At 64.5% G+C, this 17,831-nt stretch carries 15 protein-coding genes; 9 read left to right on the plus strand and 6 right to left on the minus strand.

The window, feature by feature from the left end; genetic code table 11:
* Positions 1–9 precede the first annotated feature (9 nt).
* Genes DEH84_RS00070 through DEH84_RS00080 form a run of 3 tightly spaced genes read left to right on the plus strand, consistent with a single transcriptional unit; the run spans position 10 to position 1,822 of the window.
* A complete protein-coding gene (locus DEH84_RS00070) occupies positions 10–549 on the plus strand; it encodes an FMN-binding protein (protein WP_109038115.1) in 540 nt (179 codons plus the stop codon).
* Positions 546–1,373 (plus strand): FAD:protein FMN transferase, encoded by an 828-nt coding sequence (locus DEH84_RS00075; RefSeq protein ID WP_159098781.1) that lies wholly within the window; start codon positions 546–548, stop codon positions 1,371–1,373. Before DEH84_RS00070 ends, DEH84_RS00075 begins: the two co-directional genes overlap by 4 nt.
* Positions 1,370–1,822, plus strand: coding sequence for a hypothetical protein (locus DEH84_RS00080; protein ID WP_159098782.1), 453 nt, complete (start codon positions 1,370–1,372; stop codon positions 1,820–1,822). Before DEH84_RS00075 ends, DEH84_RS00080 begins: the two co-directional genes overlap by 4 nt.
* Here the strand turns inward: DEH84_RS00080 and DEH84_RS00085 are convergent.
* A complete protein-coding gene (locus DEH84_RS00085) occupies positions 1,789–2,787 on the minus strand; it encodes an isopenicillin N synthase family dioxygenase (RefSeq protein WP_109033740.1) in 999 nt (332 codons plus the stop codon). The genes DEH84_RS00080 and DEH84_RS00085 overlap by 34 nt on opposite strands.
* A gap of 263 nt (positions 2,788–3,050) precedes the next feature.
* Here DEH84_RS00085 and DEH84_RS00090 point away from each other — a divergent pair, with 263 nt between their 5' ends.
* Complete coding sequence (locus DEH84_RS00090; RefSeq protein ID WP_109033741.1) at positions 3,051–5,252, plus strand: hypothetical protein; 2,202 nt, start codon at positions 3,051–3,053, stop codon at positions 5,250–5,252.
* 160 nt (positions 5,253–5,412) lie between these two features.
* Positions 5,413–6,717 (plus strand): hypothetical protein, encoded by a 1,305-nt coding sequence (locus tag DEH84_RS00095; protein ID WP_159098783.1) that lies wholly within the window; start codon positions 5,413–5,415, stop codon positions 6,715–6,717.
* A 24-nt stretch (positions 6,718–6,741) separates the two neighbouring features.
* Here DEH84_RS00095 and leuA read toward each other — a convergent pair whose 3' ends face one another.
* A complete protein-coding gene (gene leuA, locus DEH84_RS00100; protein ID WP_109033743.1) occupies positions 6,742–8,403 on the minus strand; it encodes a 2-isopropylmalate synthase in 1,662 nt (553 codons plus the stop codon).
* Between the two features lie 140 nt (positions 8,404–8,543).
* On the opposite strand from leuA, the gene DEH84_RS00105 reads away from it, so the two are divergent.
* The gene (locus DEH84_RS00105) at positions 8,544–9,011 is read left to right on the plus strand and encodes an Lrp/AsnC family transcriptional regulator (protein WP_109033744.1); all 468 of its coding nucleotides are present in this window, start codon (positions 8,544–8,546) and stop codon (positions 9,009–9,011) included.
* 3 nt (positions 9,012–9,014) lie between these two features.
* On the opposite strand, the gene DEH84_RS00110 is transcribed toward DEH84_RS00105, so the two are convergent.
* From DEH84_RS00110 to DEH84_RS00125, 4 genes are all read right to left on the minus strand, one after another.
* Complete coding sequence (locus DEH84_RS00110; RefSeq protein ID WP_109033745.1) at positions 9,015–9,524, minus strand: hypothetical protein; 510 nt, start codon at positions 9,522–9,524, stop codon at positions 9,015–9,017.
* Between the two features lie 125 nt (positions 9,525–9,649).
* Positions 9,650–10,588, minus strand: coding sequence for a class I SAM-dependent methyltransferase (locus tag DEH84_RS00115; protein WP_109038116.1), 939 nt, complete (start codon positions 10,586–10,588; stop codon positions 9,650–9,652).
* A gap of 67 nt (positions 10,589–10,655) precedes the next feature.
* Positions 10,656–11,717 (minus strand): radical SAM protein, encoded by a 1,062-nt coding sequence (locus tag DEH84_RS00120; RefSeq protein WP_245932637.1) that lies wholly within the window; start codon positions 11,715–11,717, stop codon positions 10,656–10,658.
* A gap of 13 nt (positions 11,718–11,730) precedes the next feature.
* Positions 11,731–12,717 (minus strand): glycosyltransferase family 2 protein, encoded by a 987-nt coding sequence (locus DEH84_RS00125; RefSeq protein ID WP_109033746.1) that lies wholly within the window; start codon positions 12,715–12,717, stop codon positions 11,731–11,733.
* Positions 12,718–12,943: 226 nt separating this feature from the next.
* On the opposite strand from DEH84_RS00125, the gene DEH84_RS00130 reads away from it, so the two are divergent.
* The 3 genes from DEH84_RS00130 (at position 12,944) to dndC (ending at position 17,829) form a co-directional block, all read left to right on the plus strand.
* A complete protein-coding gene (locus DEH84_RS00130) occupies positions 12,944–14,614 on the plus strand; it encodes an ATP-binding protein (protein WP_109033747.1) in 1,671 nt (556 codons plus the stop codon).
* Positions 14,615–15,129: 515 nt separating this feature from the next.
* Entirely contained in the window at positions 15,130–16,263 is a 1,134-nt protein-coding gene (gene dndB, locus DEH84_RS00140; RefSeq protein ID WP_109033749.1) for a DNA sulfur modification protein DndB, read from the plus strand.
* A gap of 3 nt (positions 16,264–16,266) precedes the next feature.
* Positions 16,267–17,829, plus strand: a complete 1,563-nt coding sequence (gene dndC / locus DEH84_RS00145; RefSeq protein ID WP_109033750.1) for a DNA phosphorothioation system sulfurtransferase DndC — start codon at positions 16,267–16,269, stop codon at positions 17,827–17,829.
* Positions 17,830–17,831 lie beyond the last annotated feature (2 nt).

A 17,831-nucleotide genomic window follows, 5' to 3' on the forward strand; every position in this document is an offset into this window, starting at 1 on the left:
AGGCCCATGATGCAATGGAAACCATCCGCCACGCTGGCGCTGATCCCCGTGGCGGCGATCGTGGCGCCTGCCATCGCCCACGCGAAGATCTATGTGAGCGTGGAAGACACGCAGAAGCGGCTGTATCCCGGCGAGAAGCTGGTGCAGACCCCGATCGCGCTGACCGAAGCCCAGCGTGAACGCATGCGCGAACTGTCTTCCGTGCGCGAACCTTTCCGCGGCGTGCGTGTGTGGCGCACGGCCAAGGGCGACTGGTTCATCGTCGACGAGGTGGTGGGCAAGCACGAGATGGTGAAGTACGCGCTGGCCATCCACGCCGACGGCACCATCAAGGGCATCGAGATCATGGAGTACGTCGAGTCCTACGGCTACGAAGTGGGCGAGGCCAGCTGGCGCAACCAGTTCGTCGGCAAGACCAGCGCGTCGAACCTGAAGCTCAACAAGGACATCCAGAACATCTCGGGCGCCACGCTGTCGTGCAAGCACCTGACCGATGGGGTCAAGCGCCTGATGGTCATGCACGAGCTGGTGCTCAAGGGCCTGAAGTGAAGGCCTGTCGGCCCTGTCTCGGCACCTATGTCGAGATCCGGCTGGGCGAGGGCGCCTCGGACGCGGCGCTGTCCACCGCCTTTGCGCACATCGAGCGGGTGCAGCGCTGCATGTCCGTCTTCAATCCCGATTCGGATGTGAGCCGCATCAACCGCCTGCACCCGGGCGAGACGATCCAGGTCGACCCGTGGACCCACGAGGTGCTGACCCTCGCATGCGAGGTGCACCGTGCGTCGGGCGGGCTGTTCGATTGTGGTGTGGCACCACACCTGGCCCGATGGGGCATGCTGCCATCCGCGGTCGCCGCGGTGTCGGCATCTTCCATTGCCAACCTGGAGATGCGGTCGGGCCACCGTGTTCGCAGCCGCGCACCCGTGCAGATCGACCTCGGCGGCATTGCCAAGGGCTACGCGGTGGACCAGGCAGTGACGGCGTTGCAGACAGCGGGTGTGAAGGGCGGCGTCGTCAACGCGGGCGGTGACCTGCGGGTGTTCGGCGAGGCCGAGGAAGACATCTGGCTGCGTGACCCGGCCGAGCCGGAACACCTGCGCCATGCGGGCACCCTGCGCGATGGGGCATGTGCCACGTCGGCCACCTACTACTCCCGCCGCAGTGTGGACGGTCATGAAGTCTCGGCCCTGGTTGATCCGCGCACCGGCACGGCCGTGAACGCTCGCCAGAGCTACACCGTCGTCGCGCCGCGCTGCGCCGTGGCCGACGCGCTCACCAAGGTGCTGGCCCTGGCGCGCGACCCCCATCACCCGTGTCTTGCCACGTACGGCGCCCACGCCGTGGTCCTCTCTCCTGCTTCCTGCCTGCCATGAGTCACCACAAACGCAGCCGCATCGGGATGTTGCCTCGCTGGCAGCGCCTCTCCACGCACACCATCTTCACCGTGTGCGCCGTGTCGGGCCTGGGCTTTCTGCTCAAGCGCGAGGCGGGGCTCGACCTGGGTGAGCTCTCGGCGCACAGCATGCTGGTGTGGCACGGGGTGAGCGCGGCTTTCGCGCTGGTGGTGCTTGGCTCGGTGCTGCCGGGGCACGTGCGGGGCGCGTGGCATGCCCGCCGCAACCGGGCCACCGGCGTGGCGATGCTGACCGTGATGGCCGTGCTGATGCTCAGCGGGCTGCTGCTGTATTACGGCGCCGAGGAGGCACGCGACTTGACCGTGCGCGTGCACTGGCTCATCGGCCTGGGGGCGTTTGCCGCCTTCCCGCTGCACCTCGTCGTGGGGCGTCGTCAGTATCGGGCGAAGTTGGCGCTCACGCGCTGAGCCAGGTAGTCCGCTGCGGTGATCGGCGGGTGAACCTGACGCGGCCCCTGGATCACCACATCGCGGTTGGCCTGCGCGAAGAAGGCCAGGCTGTAGCGGGCGCCCTGGTATTCGTCGGGCCGCGGGTTGCGCACGCGGTGGAAGTTGGACGGCAGCACGTCGTCACTCCAGCGCATGAGCATGTCGCCGATGTTGCACGTGATGACGCCTTCGGCCGGCGCCACTTCCGTCCAGACCTGGCCATCGGCTTCCTTGCCGGGGCACACCTGCAGCCCGCCCTGACCCTCACGCTGGAACAGCAGGGTCAGGCAGTCGAAGTCGGTGTGGGCGCCGGCCCGCCACAGGCCGGCGGCGTCGCGCTGATCGGGCGGGATGGCGAAGTAGTGCAGCAGGCGCAGCGTGCTCTGGTAGGCCGGCACGGACGGCTCGTGCGCGCGCGTGAAGAACTCGGGCTCGAAGCCCAGCTTGTCGGCGAAGCACGAGAGCACCTGCATGGCCAGCGTCCAGCACTGCCGCTCGAACGCCAGCATGGTGGCCTGGAAACCAGGCAGCTCGGCCTCGGTGGGCCACAGCGGGGCCATGTGGGGCCGGGTGATCTGGTAGCTCTCTTTCTGATCCGGTGTGCCGGTGGAGGGGCGCACCTGCGCACGGCTTTCCCAGCCGGCATTGCGGCCCTTCTGCAGCGGGTACTGCGCCTTCACGCCGTCGGGCAGGGCAAAGAAGCGCTCGGCGGTGTCGAAGGCCTGCTCGATGTCCTCGAGCGCGATGCCATGGTGCACCAGCTGGAAGAAGCCGACCTCCACCGCAGCAGCCCACAGCTGGTCGGCGATCTCGGCGCGGCGTTGTTCGAAGTCCGTCAGGTCGATGCGGCGGATCTCGCGGGCGCGGGTTTCGCCCAGACCGCCCATGCGGGCCTCGCGTTGCAGTTCATCGAGTGCGTACGGGGTGGACGAAGAAGGATTCATGTCGGGGCTCCAGGTCGTGAGGGACACGGCAGGCGCAAGGCGCTGCCACTTCCGGAGCAATGACCCACCGCTTCGGGCCGGCCGTGATGTGGCAAGCCTGGCGCGGCTGAACGCTTCTACTCGCGCGGCCCGGGCAAGCAGGTTTCAGGCCAAGGCGGTGCCCTGAAAGCGTGCCCGCCTTCCCACGCTGGCTGACCCGCCACCCCCGTCCGGGCGGCTGCCGCAGGGGGCGAATGGAGGGGCCCCATGGTAGGCTGGCTTACATGCTGTTGCCTTCCAAGACCCCCCTGCACCGCTGGCGTTTCTTCCGTGCCGGCGGCTTCGACCAGGTCCGCCTGGACACCGGTGCCGACCTGCTGAACCTGGCCCAGCTCGACCAGAAGCTGTGGGTGGCGCTGTCGTGCCCGACCCAGGGCGTCGAGTTCGACCCGCGCACGCTGGCGCTGATCGACGCCGACCACGACGGGCACGTGCGCGCACCCGAGCTGATCGGCGCGATCGACTGGGCGGCCACCCGCCTGAAGTCGGCCGACACGCTGATTCAGGGCGGCGCCTTGAAGCTGGCCGACATCGACGACAGCCACGATGACGGCCGCAAGCTGCTGGCCTCGGCGCGCGGCATCCTGGCCAGCCTGGGCAAGGCCGATGCCACCACATTGACCGTGGATGACTGCGCCGACGTGGCCCGCATCTACGGTGGCATGGCCTTCAATGGCGATGGCGTGGTCACGGCCGTGGGCCAGGACGAGACGCTGACGGCCGCCATCGGCACCATCGTGGCGCAACTGGGTGGCAAGCCCGATCGCAGCGGCGAGGCCGGCATCGACCGCGACGCCCTCACCCGTTTCTTTGATGAAGCCCGTGCGCTGGTGGCCTGGCGTGCCGAGCCCGGGGCCAAGGCCGAGCTGCAACCGCTGGGCGCCGACACCGAGGCTGCGCACGCCGCGCTGCAGGCCGTGCGCGCCAAGGTCGACGACTTCTTCATGCGCTGCCGCCTGGCGGCCTTCGACCCGCGCGCCGGTGGCCTGCTCAACGGCAGCGAAGACGACCTCAAGCGCATCGGCGCCCAGGTGCTGGCCGGTGCGAGCGACGCCGACGTGGCCGCGCTGCCCCTGGCCTATGTGCAAAGCGGTGCGGCGCTGTCGCTGGCCGGTGGGCTGAACCCCGCCTGGGCCGATGCCGTGGCCGCCCTGCGCGATCAGGTGGTGGCCCCCTTGCTGGGCGCCCGAACGGAACTGAGCGAAGCCGATTGGGCGCAACTCAAGGCGCGGTTTGCCCCGCGCGAAGCCTGGCTGGCCGCCAAGCCGGCCACCGCACTCGAAGCCGTGGATGCTGACGCCCTGGCCGCCCTCGTGGCTGGCGATGCCCACGCCCGCCTCGGCGCCCTGCTGGACCAGGACGAAGCCGCTGCCGAACAGGCTGCGCTGATTGCCGACGTGGAACGGCTGGTGCGCTTCGTGCGCGACCTGGCCCGCCTGGCGAACAACTTCGTGTCCTTCACCGATTTCTACACCCGGCGCGACAAGGCCAGCTTCCAGGCCGGCACGCTCTACATCGACGGCCGCAGCTGCGACCTGTGCGTGAAGGTGCTCGATCCGGCCCGTCATGCGGCGCTGGCCACGCTCTCGGGCGTGTACCTCGTCTATGTGGACTGCACCCGTGCGGGCCAGAAGCTGAGCATCGCCGCCGCCGTCACAGCCGGCGATTCCGACCAGCTCATGGTCGGCCGCAACGGCGTGTTCTACGACCGCGAGGGCCGCGACTGGGACGCCACCATCACCAAGATCGTGGACCACCCCATCAGCATCCGCCAGGCCTTCTGGTCGCCTTACAAGAAGGTGGTGCGGCTGATTGGCGAACAGGCCCAGAAGTTCGCTGCTGCCAAGGCCAAGGCTGCCGACGACCTGGCCACGCAATCGGTGATCAAGGCCGGTGACAAGGTCACCACCGTGCCCGCCGCTGGCCCGGCGCCCGCCCAGCCGCCCGCGGCCTTCGATGTGGCCAAGTTTGCCGGTATCTTCGCGGCCCTGGGCCTGGCGGTGGGTGCCATCGGCACGGCGCTGGCTTCGGTGGTCACGGGCTTCATCGGCCTCAAACCCTGGCAGATGCCGCTGGCGCTGCTGGGTCTGATGCTGCTGATCTCGGGCCCGGCCATGGCCATGGCCTACTTCAAGCTGCGCAACCGCAACCTGGGCCCCATCCTGGATGCCAACGGCTGGGCCATCAACACCCGTGCGCGCATCAACATCGCATTCGGCACGGCGCTCACGCAGACGGCCCGCCTGCCGGAAGGCGCCGACCGTGCGCTGATGGACCCGTATGCCGACAAGAAGAGCCGCTGGCCCTGGATCGTGCTGGCCGTGCTGGTGCTGGCCTGGATCACGGCCTATGTGACCGCACCCGAGAAGGTGCACCAGCTGCTGCAACCGCTCGGCGCTCCGGCGGCCTCGGCCCCCAAGGCCTGATCAGCCCTGCGTCAACAAAGAGGCCGGCTTCATGCCGGCCTTTTTCATTCGTGATGAATGTCTCGCAGGCGGCCTCTTTGATCCTGGACATGCACCATCTGGCCGATGGGCCGACGCCCGGTTGCCGAACTAGCATGCTCCCGATCCCAGGAGGAATGCGATGAAGAGGACCATGATGGCGCTGTTGTGTGCCGTGGCTGCACACGGGGTGTGGGCACAGAATGTGACCGCCGAGGAAATGATGTTGCTCGACGAGATGCGAGCAAAGTACAAGACCGTAGGCAAGGAGCTGAGTCCGGAGGATGAAGCACGGATCCTTCAGCGCGTGCGGGCGATGAGGAACCTGGTGCCCCCCGCAGCGGCGGCGCCGTCATTTGCGCCGGCACCCGTTCAGCCGGCCTACCAGTACCAGCCCGCTGCGCAACCCGTGGCTCAGCCTGCGATCAGTGAGTCGGATCTTCGCCAGAAAATGCGCGTGGTGCAGCAGCACCAGAAGGTGGTCAACGAAGTCGTTTTCCTGCGCGATGGCATTACCTTCGATGGGCAGCGATTTGCTGATCCCGAGGGGCGGACCAGCCGCTTTGTCATCGATGCGCGCCAGGGGCGGGTCGCCTACACGGTGGGCACGGGCGATCGTGTTGCAGTCAAGATCGCGAATCTGAAGTCGCCGGCTGAGGCTGTCACGGTCGGGCAGGTCACCCAACAGGGCAACCAGTGGGTCTTCACATCGGTGACGGGCAAGACCCTGGCGGGTGAGTTGTTCTTCCCCTTGACCGACGGGGTGCTGGTGCTGCGCGACTCCGTGGGCTTCCGTTACGTTGCCGGGGAAGGTGTTCAGCAGATCAATATTCCGAACGGCTGGTACCCTGCCCCGCTGCAGCGGGGCAACATCAGCACCACGGGCTGGCTCCTGCTGGAAAAAGACACGGCCGAGGAGCGTGCCTCTCCGCTGGCTGGGCTGCTGAGCATTGGCAAGATGGTGGGACTGGCTGACGCCAGCGATTACGCGTTGATGAATGTGTCGACCGGCAAGATGGTACCCATCAGCATCAACAGCAGTGGGAAGAATGCCTATGCCTACTCGGGTTGCCGTCGCAAGAATGCGTTGATCAACATCTGTGATCAATCGGTGTCATACGAGTCGACCTTCCAGCCAGACGGTTCACCCAATCCCACCCACTACTTCTGGCGTGTCGACTGGATGAACACCGCGAACGGACCGGTGCTGATTGCCAAAGAAGGCACGATGGGTGCACAGGTTCATGCCTGGGACCTTGGCACCGGCAAGAAGGTCTTGCTGCTTGAACGCACGCTGGGCGTGGGACACATGAATGCCCGCATCCATCCGGACGGCCGTGTGCAACTGGCGGCGCAGATGGGCTTCGGCCGTGAAGTCATCGAGGACGTCGTGGCCGAGCTTCAGAAGCGGCCAGACATGATGGCCCAGGCCCGGTCCGCTCCCTGATCGCGTGCCGACCGGGGCGGCCGTTCAGCGCCGGGCGCGCCCCACCCCGTTGCACAGCGCCTGGATCGACGCCTTGGTGGTGTTCGCATCCACGCCGGCCCCGAAGGTCGAGCGGCCCCCCACCCCCACTTCGATGATGGCGCAGGCGCGGGCGCTGCCGTCGTCCTGGGCCGAGGCCATGGCGCGTTCCTCGAAGCCGTGCACCTCCACGTCGATGCCGGCCGACTTGAAGGCCTGCACCGCCGCGTGGATCGGGCCGTTGCCGTGGCCGGTCAGGCGCTGTTCCTGGCCGTCGATCTGCACGGTCAGCTCGATGGTCTCGCCGCCGTCCTGCTCGGCCACGCGGTGGCCGATGTAGCGCACCGGGTGCGTGCCTTCACCAAGGTAGGTCCGGCCAAAGAGCTGCCAGATGTCGGCCGAGCTCAGCTCACCGCCCTGCTGGTCGGCGACCTCCTGCACCACGGCCGAGAACTCGATCTGCATGCGGCGCGACATCACCACGCCATGGTCGGTTTCCAGCAGGTAGGCCACCCCACCCTTGCCCGATTGGCTGTTGACGCGGATCACCGAGTCGTAGCTGCGCCCGAGGTCGGCCGGGTCAATCGGGAGGTAAGGAACGTTCCACAACTCGCCAGCCTTTTGAGCGGCGAAGCCCTTCTTGATCGCGTCCTGGTGGGACCCCGAGAAGGCTGTGAAGACCAGGTCACCCGCGTAAGGGTGCCGTGGGTGAACGGGCAGCTGGGTACAGTGCTCTGCGGTGCGCACCACGGACTGGATGTCGGAGAAATCCAGCCCCGGGTGCACGCCCTGGGTGTAGAGGTTCAGGGCGAGGGTCACGAGGTCGACGTTGCCGGTGCGCTCGCCGTTGCCGAAGAGGCAGCCCTCGACGCGGTCGGCGCCGGCCATCAGGCCGAGTTCGGCGGCGGCCACGGCGGTGCCGCGGTCGTTGTGCGGGTGCAGGCTCAGGATCACGCTGTCGCGGCGGGCCAGGTGGCGGTGCATCCACTCGATCTGGTCGGCATACACATTGGGCGTGGTGAGCTCCACCGTGGTCGGCAGGTTGAGGATCACCTTGCGAGCCGGTGTGGCGCCCCAGGCCTCGGTCACGGCGTCGCACACTTCGAGCGCGAAGTCGAGTTCGGTGCCGGTGAAGGTCTCGGGGCTGTACTCGAGCTGGATCTCGGTCTCGGGCATGGTGGCGGCGATCTCGCGCACCAGCTTCACGCCGGCCACGGCCATCTCGCGCACCTCGTCGCGCGTCATGTTGAAGACGATGTTGCGGAAGGGCTTGGAGGTGGCGTTGTAGACGTGGACGATGGCCTTCTTCGCGCCGCGTACCGACTCCATCGTGCGGCGGATCAGGTGCTCGCGCGCCTGCGTCAGCACCTCGATGGTGACGTCTGCCGGGATGAGCTGTTCTTCGATGAGCTTGCGCACGAAGCCGAAATCGGTGTCCGAGGCCGAGGGGAAGGCCACCTCGATCTCCTTGAGGCCGATGGCGCACAAGGTCTGGAACATGCGCAGCTTCTTCTCGCCGTTCATGGGCTCGAAGAGCGACTGGTTGCCGTCGCGCAGGTCGGTGCTCATCCAGATCGGCGGCTTGCTGATGACCTGGTTCGGCCAGGTGCGGTCGGTCAAGCCGACGGGCTTGAACGGGGTGTACTTGGTCTGCGGGTGGGCGAGCATGGCGGGGCCTTTGTTCTGATGCGAGGGGCGTTCGTCGATGGGAAGAATCTTATGTGGCCTGCCTTGGAATAGGCTGCCTATTTCGTGCCCTCTTCGCCCTGGTTTTGGCAGAAAATTGCGCCATCAATCGGAGAAACGGCATGATCACCGAACTGACCCGCCACGACCGGCAGATCCTCGCCATCCTGCAGACGGAAGGTCGCATCAGCAACCAGGACCTGGCCGAGCGCATCGGCCTGTCGCCGTCGCCCTGCCTGCGCCGGGTGCGGATGCTGGAGGAAGCCGGGCTGATCACCGGTTACCGCGCCATGGTGGATGCGCGCAAGCTGGGCCTGACGCTGATGGCGCTCATCGGGATCTCGATGGACAAGCACACGCCCGAGCGATTCCAGTCGCTCGAGGCGGTGATCCGCGACATCCCGGAAGTGCTGGAATGCCTGCTGATCACGGGGCAGCAGGCGGATTACCAGCTCAAGGTGGTGGTGCGCGACATGGACGCATACCAGCACCTGCTGCTCAACCAGATCACGCGCATCGAGGGCGTGACCGGGGTGCACACCAGTTTCGTGCTGCGCCGCGTGGTCGACCGCACGGCGCTGCCGGTGTGAGCGTCAGCTCACCAGATAACGCCCGTTCTTGCGGGGGCCGTGGGCGTTCTTGGCTTCGCGCAGGGCCTTGCAGGCGTCGTGCGGCGTCATGCCGATGGCCCGCAGGAACTCGTCGCGCAACTCGAGGATGTCGTCGATGGTCTCTTCCGAGGCCTCGATGAGGTAGCCCTCCAGGCGCTGCAGTTCGTCGATCTGGCTTTCGCTGAAGGTGGGGGTGGCCCAGGTGGGCATGGTGTCGCACGGGGCCAGACCCCAGGCGGCGGGCTGGCGGTGCACCTCGGACTCGACCAGGCGGGTGGTCAGGTCTTCCAAGGCCGTCATGCCGAGGTCTTCGGGCAGGCTGTGCTCGATCACCTGGGCCGCGACCACGCGGGGCTCCGCGATGTCGAAGACCACCCGGCACAGCAACTCGTCCCCGTAGGGATGGAGCCGATGCCGCCAGTGCCCTTCGTACAGGCGGGCCGGGGCGATGGGCTGGTCACTGTCCGTCGAAACATTGCTGAACCGGATCATGGCGCCTTCCTTGTCTGAAGCTCAGGAAACCCGCTTCCATCATGCCCAAACCGGGGCCTCGGCGCTGCAACTTATTTGCGTCAGTGGCCGCGCAGGGCTTTTTGTCACGAACCGGCCGGCTTGGGCTACGCTGTGGGGCTGCGATAGAGGAGCACTTTCAGTGCCCGGTCGGGCGCCACGTCCACGAAAGCGGGCGGATTGGGCAGCCGGCCTTCGAGGATCAGCTCGGGTGCCTCGGCGGCCACCAGGTCCTGCAGAAAGCCCGGGCCCAGCTTGGGCGAGTTCAGGCACAGCATGGCGTGGCCCCCCGGCATCAGCAGATCGGGCAGGCGGCGCACCAGGCGGGCGTAGTCCTTTTCGGCCACGAAGCTGCCCTTCTGGTAGGTGGGCGGGTCGAGCACGATGAGGTCGTACGGGCCCCCGCGGCCGATCTTGCCCCACGAGCTGAAGATGTCGTGCGGCAGAAAGCTCGCGTCCTTGCCCAGCCCGTTGAGCTGGTGGTTCTGCTTGCCGGTGTTGAGCGCCCCGGCGGCCATGTCGACGTTGACCACCTGCGCCGCGCCCGCCTGCAGGGCCACCACCGAGAACGCACACGTGTAGGCAAACAGGTTGAGCACCTTGAAGCGCGGCCGGGTGGCGACCGCCTGGGCCACGTGCTCGCGCACCCAGCGGCGGCCCTCGGCCATGTCGAGGAAGAGGCCGTGGTTCATGGCGCGCAGCAGGTGCACCTTGAAGCGCGCGCCCTGCTCCGTCACCACGTGGGGATCGGGCACGGTGCCGCACAGCAGGCGCGTGTCGGCGCGCACCTCGTCGCGGTGCTGGAAGACCAGGTTGAGCGGCTCGCCCGGGGCGATGGCGGCCCAGCGTGCGGCCAGCGCGGCCTGCAGCGTGGCCAGTTCGTCGTCGGTGGCGGGCTGGTAGCTGGTCAGCAGAAAGACCGGCGGGTAGGCGTCGAGCGCCCACTGTTCGCACCCCGGGTGGGCGCCGCCGCGGCCGTGAAACAGGCGCTGGGCCTCGGTGGGGGCGGCCGGCAGGGCGGCGATGGCGTCAAGCAGGGGCTGCAGAGGGATGGGCACGGCGAGGCAAGGGCGGCACAGGAAGCCGCCGATTGTCCTCGCATCGGGCGGCGGGCTAGAAGGTGCCGCGGTACAGCGCGCACGACTGGCACACGGCGGGCGGCGTGTCGCTGGCCAGCGCGGTGCGGAAGGCGGTGGCCACGGGGCCGGCCCACACGCCTGGCACATCGGGTGCGGCGGCGCCATTCGGTGTGCCGAACACATTGCCCAGCGTGGCGCGGTCGGCGGTGGCAACCATGCAGCAGGGCAGCATCTCGCCGGCCGCGGTGAGGTAGAGCTGCTCGGAGGGCCAGTTGCATTTCGGGCCGGTGGGCTGCGCGGGCGGTGGCGTCAGGCGGGGCAGGTGCAGCGTGAAGCCCAGCGCGGCCGCCAGGGCACGGGCGTCAGCGAACACCGCGTTGGCGTGCGGCAGGTCGTCGGGCGTGAGCTCGGCGGTGTCGCAGTAGCGGCGGATGGGGATGTAGCGGGCGGGCAGATCGGGCTGGGTCAGGTCGCTCGAGAGGCGCTGCACCAGCAGTTCGCGCACGCCATGGCCGTGCAGCAGGCGGATCAGCGCCGGCAGTTCGGGCAGGTTGGCGCGCATCAGCACCATCACGCCCCGCACGTGCAGCGGGCTGGCCGTGGCGTTGCGGGCGGCCACCAGGCGGTCGAGGTTGCGCATTACCTTGTCGAACGAAGCGCCGCGGCGAACGGCCTCGTACACCGGCGCGGTGGCGCCATCGAGCGAGACCGACAGCGAAGCCAGCCCGCTGGTCACGCAGCGCCAGGCGCGGGCCTCGGTCAGCAGCGTGAGGTTGGAGTTGGTGGAGACCTCGATGCCGCGCTGGGCCGCCAGCTCGACCATGTCGAAGAACTGGGGGTGCAGCATGGGCTCGCCCAGGCCCTGCAGGTGCAGGCGCTTGAGCGTGGGCAGCTGGTCGAGGATGGCGGTGAACTGCGCCAGCGGCATCTCGGTCACCACGTCACCGCGGTCGTTGACGGTGCACATGCGGCAGGCCAGATTGCAGCGGCCGATGGGTTCGATCTGCGCGAAGTCGGGCAGCGGGGGCCCGGGCGGGATGGCGGCCGGCACGTCGGGCGTGGCGGTGTGCGCAGGCCGGGTCATCGTCAGCGTCATCGTGGTTCCTTGCTCAGCGGGGGCGGTTGTTCAGGGGATGCGGCATCGGCGTGGACGACACCGCATGCTCGTCGTCCAGACAGGCGGGCGCAGGCCGCAGCGCATGCGGGCGATAGACCTCGAGCCAGCGCCGCAGCACATCGGGCGGCACGGGGCGGCGCTCGGCCAGCACCCAGGGCAGCGTGCGCAGCGCCTCGCGCAGCACCGGGCCGACGAGGCGGGCGGCCCGCGCCTCGCGCAGGATCTGGCGGGATTCGCTCAGCGCCCAGCGCAGCGGCAGGCGCAGCCATGGAATCCACAGCCGGTTGCGCAGGGTGACGAGGCGCCGGTGGCTGGCATCGCGTGCGGCCGACGGGTGGTGGTGCGTGACGACCTCGGGCGCGTAGACGATCCAGCCGCCGCGGGCGGCGAGGTCGAGCGCCATCAACACCTCTTCGGCCCCGAGGAAGAAGCGGGGTTCGTAGCCGCCCACCGCACGAAACGCGTCGGTGCGCATCACCACCGCGCCGGCCATGAAGCTGACCAGCGCGGGGCCAGGCAAGGGCGGCCCGGGCGGCGGCGTGACGGGGCTGCGGGCCATGGCCTCGCAGGCCGGGTCGAAGCGGTTGTCGGGCCCCACCAGCACGCGGGCCGACAGGGCCACCACGCGCGGGTCGGCATCGAGCAGGATGGTGGCGGTGGCCAGGGCGCCGGGCTCCCACCAGGTGTCGTCGTCGCAGAAGGCCACGTAGGGCGTGGTGACCTCGGCCACGCCCCGGTTGCGGCCGGCTGCGCCTTCGTTGCGCGGGCAGAGCACCAGCCGGGCCTGGCCCCAACCGGGGATGCGGGTGGGATCGACCGCCGGGCTGGAGGCGTTGTCGACGACGATGACGGGCGGCTGCTCGGGCAGCGAGGCCAGGTGCTGAAGCATGCGCGCGAGCTCGGTGGGACGGTTGTGGGTGAGCACGACGATGCTCACGCGGGGGGACAAGGAGGCAGCGGAGGGGGCGCGGGTGGGCATGGAGGGGGCTCCGGGAGGGAAGCCCCTGGGGGTGGCAAATGGTGTGCCGAGACGGTGGACTGTCTGTTGGTTTAGCTGACGGCGTATCGGCCGTTGGGCTTAGGTCTCCACGCTCGGTGCACGCTATGCTTCCCTCTCGTTTCGATGTCTCGCGATGTCGCGCAGTGGTTTTTTTGGCGCGTGTTCTGTCTAAAAATTACCATCTTCTCAAAATATAAGGCTGATTATGGCAAAAGAATCGATTAAGCGGAAAATGCTTGCTGGTCGTATCTGTGATGCGATCGCTGCGATTGGATATACGAATGCGTCCGCAATTATGGATATCGTTGATAACTCGGTATCTGCGGGCTCTACAAAGGTCGATATATATTTTGAGCTGGAAGATACGAAAACTTTTTCGGATAAGTCCAACGTGTTGTCGGTAAAGGTTATAGATAACGGTTGCGGCATGGATGAGGAGAGGCTGTGTAGCGCCTTGGACATTGGCTCGCTGCAAGATTATCCGGAAAACAGCCTTTCAAAATACGGGTTCGGGTTGAAGTCCGCTGGTTTCTCCTTGGGGCCCTGCATATCAATTGTAAGTAAGAAGGGCGGATCAATTACGCGAGTCGCTTCCGTGGATAAGCGGAAACTCCAAGAAGACTATATAGTGGACCTGCTTGACGAAGGCTCTTTTCTCGACTTTGCATCCGCAGTATTAACAGGTGATAGCGGAACCGCTGTAGAGGTATCCGGGTGTCAGGATAAAAATCACGATTCAGCAAAGAAAACGATCGATTTGCTTGCAGAGCGCCTGGGAGTGACTTATGCATATTTTTTGGATAAGAAAGAGTCCCCGTTAGAGATCTATATTCACTCTTCCGGTAGACCTGCAGTAAAGGTCACCTCGCGCGACATTCTGCACCGAGATAAATGCATATCCGAGTTTGATAAAGATCGATATGATTGTCTTCAGCCTATCCTTCGCAAGGATATAGAACTGCCTGTTTCCGACGACCCGGCCGTCGATCCGTTGAGGTTGGAAGTCGTTATATTTCCGCCACGAAAGATGCACACTAATCCCGCGCTAAGTCCGGAGCAGCGGTCGCAGATTCTTTCTTATGATGTTTCGCGCAAGAATAAGGGATTTTTTATCTACAGAAACGATCGCCTTATTCGCTGGGCAGATGACCTTGATGGACTTGTCGGTAAAGATGACCTTCTTGTTCGTGCGCGACTTCGAACTACGACGGCACACGACGACATTCTTCACGTGGATGTCTCGAAGCAGAACCTGTTTGTTCCCGAAGACGTTTACTCGAGAATAGAGAAAGAGCTTCGCATCCCACTCCGAGAAATGGAAGACGTGCGCAAGCGATGCGACGAAATCCTCGCTTCAGAGGAAGGACAACCTTTTAACGTAAGAAACCAAGACCTCGCCCCGCAAGACGAGGAGGGGCCGAGAGCGGCAGATGACAAAGCGGAAGCTAGGAGGCGGCGAAACGAGCTGGCAAAAAGAACACGGGAGAAACTGTCGCAGCAGGGGGAGGTTGAAGACCCTCCTGAACAGGTAGTCGATAGCAACGTCCCCCTTTTTCAGCGAGTTCGATACTCAGACAAAGTTGGCCTCACGCTTTGGGAAATGGGAGAGGATGCGAGTGAAGGGACTTTCGTCCGGATTAACACCAATCACAGTTTTTATCGCACTGTGTTGTCTAGTATGAGCGAAGATGCAGCTGCTCGTCAGTCAATTGAAGGGCTATTGTGGTGCGCCGCTGTTGGTGAAGCTTTCACGCTCGAGCATATGAAATTACCTCCGGAAGAGATCGAGGCCGTTCTGTCGAAGTTTAAGAAGGTGCTTTCATCCAATCTTGATACTTGGTGCTCTAACAATCAGGATCTTTTCGGAAATGCCTGAAAGAGCCGGGTTTGTAGTGACTGCTGAAGGCGATCATCAGATATATGTGATATCTGCTCAGAAGTACCTTTATATCGGAGTAACAGAAAGTATCGCGGTATCTAGATGGGCTTCGCATTTCAGCTCGGGTGGATCCTTTCGCGTTGCATTGAGCAAGCTCGGTGTGGAGTCGTTGTGCGACAGCGACGTCTCGTTCTTGCTGTTTCGGATCAGGCAGGAGCTCTCCGACATCCCGCCCGAGTCCAGGCGTAGAGCCTTACAGCATGTGGAGCATGAGTTACACCTCCACTTTGGACGAAGCAGGCTCCTCGGCGTTTCGCGAAGTTTAGTTTCGGATACCGTGAGAACAGCGCCTAAAGACTCGGCTTTGGCACAGCGTGCCATCGATCGGATCTGTACTGAGATCGTGAGCGCCGTTGAGCGAGCGCTGTGCGGCGAGCGTGGTGAGGTAGTCATAGATCTTCGACATTAACCGGCAGTGACGTGTGCGCATGTTTGCATGAGAGAATGCAAACATGCGTACGAGCGCCAAGTCCAACACCTTCGCCTACACGTTCCCGGCGATCCGCGGCCTTCAAGCGGGTCGCGAGTACTACGTGTCCATGTGCCCTCTGCGGCTGCTGCCACGACTCTTCCAGTTTGACGATGAAGAGCTGCAGCCGGAGCTACGTGCCCAGCGCACCCTCAACAAGAGTCGCGTCCCTGAGATCGCGCGCTACATCGTCGAAAACAAGCGCGACTACACCTTTTCCGCCATCACTGCTTCGGTCGATGGCGACGTGAGCTTCCAGCCTGTCGGGGACGACGCGGACACGTCTTTCCGAGTGGGAACATTGACGGTACCGATGGAAGCTCGGTTCATCATCAATGATGGCCAGCACCGCCGCGCCGCGATCGAGCAGGCTCTTCAAACTGCACCTGAACTAGGCGACGAGACCATCGCGGTTGTGTTCTTCATCGACCGTGGGTTGCATCGCTGTCAGCAGATGTTTGCCGACCTCAATCGGCACGCAGTGAAGCCGTCAGCTTCTCTAGGCATTCTCTATGACCACCGCAATGCTGCCGCGAAGGTCGCGAAGCACCTTAGCCTGACGTCTCCTGTTTTCAAGAACTTGGTGGAGACGGAGCGTTCCACGCTCTCTGCGAGGTCCAGGCGACTGTTTACGCTCAGCGCGTTGCACTACGCGACGCTTGACCTTTTGCCCGAGCCGATCCTAGAAGACTTCCCACACGCCTCTCAGCGAAGCCAGGAATATTGGGAGACCGTGTGTGAACAGATCCCTGAGTGGACCTACGTCAGGGAGGCGAAGATGACGGCCGGGGAGGTTCGGAAGGACTTCATCCACTGCCACGCCATCGTGCTTCAAGCGCTCGGTCGTGCCGGGAGGTGCCTATACGAGCAGCATCCCAAAGAGGTGAGGAAACGACTGCAGCGCTTGCGCAAGGTTGACTGGTCGCGTAGCAATGCACAGGTCTGGGAAGGTCGGGCCATGGTTGGCGGCTCGATGTCCAAATCTGGGCTGAATGTCACCTTGACCACCAACGAAATCAAGCGCGTTCTGGGCCTGACTCTCACGCCTGACGAGCAAGTCGCTGAAGACGCCTGGATGGCATCTCGTGCCCCGGCCAAAAAGAGCACCAAGAGGTAAGCCATGGCGCAGAACCCAGATCAAATTATCAAAGAAGTACAAGAGCTGTTCCTTTCCGATCCATTGCCATGGATCGTGGGTTACAGCGGTGGCAAGGATTCCACCGCTTCCTTGCAGCTCATCTGGAACGCCATCTCGGCGCTCCCGGAAGAGACGCGCCGCTTCAAGCCGATTTATGTGATCAGCACTGACACGTTGGTCGAGAACCCTGTCATTGCCATGTGGGTGGAGCTTTCGCTCAAGCGGATGGAGCTGGCAGCGCACCAGCAGGGACTCAGAATCATCCCAAAGCGCTTGACGCCGGACCTTGGCAACCGCTTCTGGGTCAACCTCATCGGTAAGGGGTACCCTGCCCCCCGTGCGAAGTTCCGTTGGTGCACAGATCGCCTCAAGATCAGCGCATCCACAAAGTTCATCCAAGAACTGTCTGAAGCAAACGGCGAAGCCATCTTGGTGCTGGGGCAGCGTCGTGGCGAGAGCGCTGTCCGCGACAAGGTCATCGACAACTATCAGCAGAGTACGCGTGATCGCCTGAGCCGCAATAAGGATCCCAAGCTGTCCCGCGTGTGGGTCTATCTGCCCATCGAAACATGGGGCAGTGATGACGTCTGGGAATACATCATCGAGAATCCCAATCCTTGGGGCATCGACAACCAAGATCTGTTCGACATCTACCGCGGCGCAACCCCTGACGCGGAGTGTCCCATCGTTGTTGACAAATCCACGCCGAGCTGCGGCGACAGCCGCTTCGGGTGCTACGTCTGCACAATGGTCGCGCAAGACAAGTCCATGGCCGCGATGATTCAGAACGATCAGGACAAGGCCTGGATGCAGCCGATCATGGATTTCCGTGACCGCTTCTTGGCGGTCGAGGATCGCCACCTGCGTGACTTCCGGCGCATGAACGGGCGCATCATCCTGATGAACGATCGGTTGGTTCACGGTCCTTACACGCAAGAGCGCCGCGTGGAGCTGCTTCGTGAGCTCCTGCGCACGCAACGCCAGGTGCAAGAGGCCATGCCCGATTGGGGGGTGTCCGGTCTTCAGCTCGTGCAGTTGGACGAGCTCGAAGAGATTCGTCGTCAATGGGTTGTGGAGAAGGGCGAGATCGAAGATCTGCTGCCGCGCGTCTACGAAGAGGTGTACGGCGAGTCCTATCCCGGGCAAGAGTTGGATGTGATGCCGCTTGATCCCAATGATTTGGGTCTACTCAAGGAGGTGGCGACGGAGTGGGCGGGAGATCGGCTGCCTGTTGACGATGAGGCCGTGTTGCATCAGCGCGCGGACGAGCTCTATAAGCTCACGCGGACGCTGCTCGCGGCCAGTTTTCGGGGCCTGCAGAGCCGCAATCGGTCTGGGCAACTGGACGAGCTGGAAGCCGTTCTAAAGAACTTCGCCTTTGTGGACGAGGTGGATGCTCTGGAGTTCGCGAAGACCCACCTGAAGGACGACAGTGCGAAGGTGGGTGAGCCGCAAGCGGCGTATGAGGTCGAAGAGGAAGCCGCGAGCGAACATTCAGACGTGAAGGTCATTCCCATCACCGCAGTCAACCCCCTCTTGAGCTGAAC

The sequence above is a fragment of the Aquabacterium olei genome, from assembly GCF_003100395.1.
Lineage (GTDB): Bacteria > Pseudomonadota > Gammaproteobacteria > Burkholderiales > Burkholderiaceae_C > Aquabacterium > Aquabacterium olei.

Coding starts and splice junctions, on each gene's coding strand:
- DEH84_RS00085 (WP_109033740.1), bottom strand. CDS start 2,787: ATGAATCCTTCTTCGTCCACCCCGTACGCACTCGATGAACTGCAACGC.
- DEH84_RS00120 (WP_245932637.1), bottom strand. CDS start 11,717: ATGACGCTGACGATGACCCGGCCTGCGCACACCGCCACGCCCGACGTG.
- dndC (WP_109033750.1), top strand. CDS start 16,267: ATGGCGCAGAACCCAGATCAAATTATCAAAGAAGTACAAGAGCTGTTC.
- DEH84_RS00105 (WP_109033744.1), top strand. CDS start 8,544: ATGATCACCGAACTGACCCGCCACGACCGGCAGATCCTCGCCATCCTG.
- DEH84_RS00130 (WP_109033747.1), top strand. CDS start 12,944: ATGGCAAAAGAATCGATTAAGCGGAAAATGCTTGCTGGTCGTATCTGT.
- DEH84_RS00070 (WP_109038115.1), top strand. CDS start 10: ATGCAATGGAAACCATCCGCCACGCTGGCGCTGATCCCCGTGGCGGCG.
- DEH84_RS00090 (WP_109033741.1), top strand. CDS start 3,051: ATGCTGTTGCCTTCCAAGACCCCCCTGCACCGCTGGCGTTTCTTCCGT.
- DEH84_RS00095 (WP_159098783.1), top strand. CDS start 5,413: ATGAAGAGGACCATGATGGCGCTGTTGTGTGCCGTGGCTGCACACGGG.
- DEH84_RS00110 (WP_109033745.1), bottom strand. CDS start 9,524: ATGATCCGGTTCAGCAATGTTTCGACGGACAGTGACCAGCCCATCGCC.
- DEH84_RS00125 (WP_109033746.1), bottom strand. CDS start 12,717: ATGCCCACCCGCGCCCCCTCCGCTGCCTCCTTGTCCCCCCGCGTGAGC.
- DEH84_RS00080 (WP_159098782.1), top strand. CDS start 1,370: ATGAGTCACCACAAACGCAGCCGCATCGGGATGTTGCCTCGCTGGCAG.
- dndB (WP_109033749.1), top strand. CDS start 15,130: ATGCGTACGAGCGCCAAGTCCAACACCTTCGCCTACACGTTCCCGGCG.
- leuA (WP_109033743.1), bottom strand. CDS start 8,403: ATGCTCGCCCACCCGCAGACCAAGTACACCCCGTTCAAGCCCGTCGGC.